The organism is Nonomuraea sp. NPDC049152 (genome assembly GCF_040648355.1).
Taxonomy (GTDB): domain Bacteria; phylum Actinomycetota; class Actinomycetes; order Streptosporangiales; family Streptosporangiaceae; genus Nonomuraea.
This window is the reverse complement of sequence record NZ_JBEZDO010000084.1, coordinates 1-2,713: the sequence shown is the minus strand read 5'-3', so window position 1 is coordinate 2,713 and position 2,713 is coordinate 1. Positions and strand designations below refer to the sequence as shown.

Annotated in this window: 3 protein-coding genes; all 3 read left to right on the top strand. The window is 64.4% G+C overall.

What is annotated here, in order from left to right:
• Positions 1–1,233: 1,233 nt before the first annotated feature.
• The 3 genes from AB0B45_RS51380 (at position 1,234) to AB0B45_RS51370 (ending at position 2,303) form a co-directional block, all read left to right on the top strand.
• Positions 1,234–1,560, top strand: a complete 327-nt coding sequence (locus AB0B45_RS51380; RefSeq protein ID WP_358146356.1) for a helix-turn-helix domain-containing protein — start codon at positions 1,234–1,236, stop codon at positions 1,558–1,560.
• Positions 1,448–1,774: a winged helix-turn-helix domain-containing protein gene (locus AB0B45_RS51375; protein ID WP_358146354.1), complete on the top strand. Its 327-nt coding sequence runs from the start codon at positions 1,448–1,450 to the stop codon at positions 1,772–1,774. Before AB0B45_RS51380 ends, AB0B45_RS51375 begins: the two co-directional genes overlap by 113 nt.
• Before the next feature lie 205 nt (positions 1,775–1,979).
• Positions 1,980–2,303: a transposase gene (locus tag AB0B45_RS51370; RefSeq protein ID WP_358146352.1), complete on the top strand. Its 324-nt coding sequence runs from the start codon at positions 1,980–1,982 to the stop codon at positions 2,301–2,303.
• The last annotated feature ends 410 nt before the right edge of the window (positions 2,304–2,713 follow it).

Genomic DNA, 2,713 nt, shown 5'->3' with positions numbered 1-2,713 from the left:
CCTCCGGGTACGGAGACTGGCGTCCCACCTGGACATCCCTCCCTGGACCATCAAGATCCATTGTCAGGGTGTCCACTCCAAAGGATCAGCCTCACCCGAAGGCCTCCACCGATCCCCGCTACACGGCCATTAGCGGACCCGTACCGCAGGGCCGCCAGGCCCGAGGAACGGAAGCCGCGCGGCAGCATGGCCGACGCTTTTCAGACGGACCAGCCCGCCTGCCCCGCTGAATGAGGCCGTGGTCAGCGTGGCTGCGCGGTGGTGCGGACACGCTGACATGCGGCAACGTTGTCACCTCACTCAGGGCCCTATGCCAGAGCTTGTATGCGTTCTACAGGGCTTCGCGGCGCCGCCAACTTTCCTACTTACTGTCCTGGCTCGCGAGTGAGCCCCTTAGACCTACCGATGAACGGGCCGAGCACCATGGACACGGAGCCGACGACGAGTGGTGCCTCACTTCCATGTCCTGTAACGATGAGGAGAGTTACCAGCGCGGCGACGACAACCGCGACCAGCAGTAATCCTGAACCAGGGTGTACCATGCGCATAGAGGTCTCCTTGTGAGATCGTTAATGCCTACCGCAGATCAGCCGACAAGTTGGTTGCGGTAGGCATTTCTTTGTGCTGATGCTACAGCCACAGCGCCAGCCCGAGAGGCATCGTTAGCCCTTTATCGAGAGGTCCGATGCCATTAAATGCCCTGTAATGTTTGCGCAGGTCAGCGTAGGCATATACCTATAGGCACATGTACATGCGCATAATCTCAGGTCAGGCCCCACGAATTGAGTTTCCCACCTAGGCATTTGCCTAGGCGGCGAAGCTACCCGGGCTCACTGAGAGCATCGGATAACGATTAGATTACAAGGACTCCGAGGTGTGGCGGCATCGCGCGTCCCGCATAGATCGGTGGCCCGACAGATTACTCGTCGCATGCCTCCTGATGATCACCTCGTACCCCGTCAACCCACGGCGAAGCGGAACGGCAGCGGGCCGAGGACCGAGTGTCAAGCTTGGCTTCGCGTGTACGCTCACCGGCCGCGATTCCTCGGTCATTTGTTGTCCTGCGGTCGCAGCCAGGCTTGATACGGAGGAGCCGTTCTGCTGGGCTTGCCCGGGTCGATGGTGTGCGAGGTAATCAGGTTCCACCTCACTAGAGACCTTCAAAGGTGAAGGTTATGTGGCCTGGCCTGGGCGTGAGCTTGCAGACGGTTGTTGCGGTGCTATCTGGAGTGCATGAGGTATCCCGATGGTGGAGGCCTGACCGCGGAGCAGCGATTACGGCGGGAGCAGGTGCGGTTGCGAGCGGCCGATCGCTTCGCCGAGGGCGCGACGGATGCCCAGGTCGCGCGGGAGTTTCGGGTGTCGCGAATGTCGGCCAACCGGTGGCGGCGGGCGCTGGAGAACGGCGGGCGGCAGGCGCTGGCCTCCAGGGGCCCGGTGGGGCGGTATGCAAGCTGGACGAGGCCCAACTGGCACGTCTGGAGGAGGTCTTGGCCGGCGGGCCGATGGCCCACGGGTGGCCGGATCAGCGCTGGACGCTGGCGCGGATCGCCGAGGTGATCGAACGCATCTTCCGGTGCGGTACACGGTGGCAGGGGTGTGCTGTCTGCTACACCGGCTGGGCTGGAGTTGGCAGGCACCAACGCGGCGCGCCGCCGAACGCGATGAGCAGGCCATCGCCGTCTGGAAGGACGAGCAGTGGCCGATCATAAAAGGCTGGCAGCACAACAAGGGGCGTGGTTGTGCTTCGAAGACGAGGCCGGACAGAGCTTGAGGTCCCCCAAAGGGCGCACTTGGGGCCGCAAAGGCCGCACGCCGATCGTGTCGCTGCCGGTCAAGGGCACCGGCCGAGTATCGCTCGCCGGACCGCCACCCGCCCCGACCGCCCGGAGCGGCGGCCGCGGCTGATCTACCGGATGTGACAGCATCGCGGGCGCAAGGGCGAACGCCGAGGGTTCGCCGAGGCCGACTACGCAGCGTTGTTCGATGCCGCTCACCAGCAGCTCGGCGGGCCGCTGGTGGTCGTGTGGGACAACCTCAACACCCACACCTCGGCCGCGATGCGACGGCTTATCAGGGCTCGCCCTTGGCTGATGGTGTTCTACCTGCCCACCTACGCCCCGGAACTGAACCCGGTCGAGGGCGTGTCGGCACACATGAAGAAGAGCCTGGCCAACCTCGCCATGCGCACCATCGACCAGCTGATCGCCGTGGTGAAGAACCGGCTCAAACGCATGCAGTACCGACCAGCCCTCATCACCGGCTTCACGGCCAAGACCGGCCTGGACTTCCGACCGCCGTAACCCCAGCCATTAAAGGCCTCTAACTCCGCAAGCTCAGCCGACGCGCGGTGGTCGCCTCGGGGCTGGAGATCCCCGCCGGAGGTGTGATCTGACCGTCACTGGCTGCGGCGGATGCGGCTATCGCCGGGCCGTACTCCGCGATGACCTTTGATCGTCTGGCTGTTCGCTGTGATGGTTGGGTGCGTGGGCAGCGCTGGCCGCGACCGGCCGAAGAGCCGCAGCGCGGCCAGCTGGCTGCACTACGCACCGCGGGCCGCCGCGGGCGGGCCGCCTTGAAACCGTGGAGAAAGTTCTCATCCATGGTGGCCTGACCGGCTTGTCCTGTCCCGGGAGATGCTTGACACTGCTGTCCCATCACATGCTTGACGGTTGCTGTTTTCGGCTATGCCGTGGTGCGTCGTTTGCGGGCG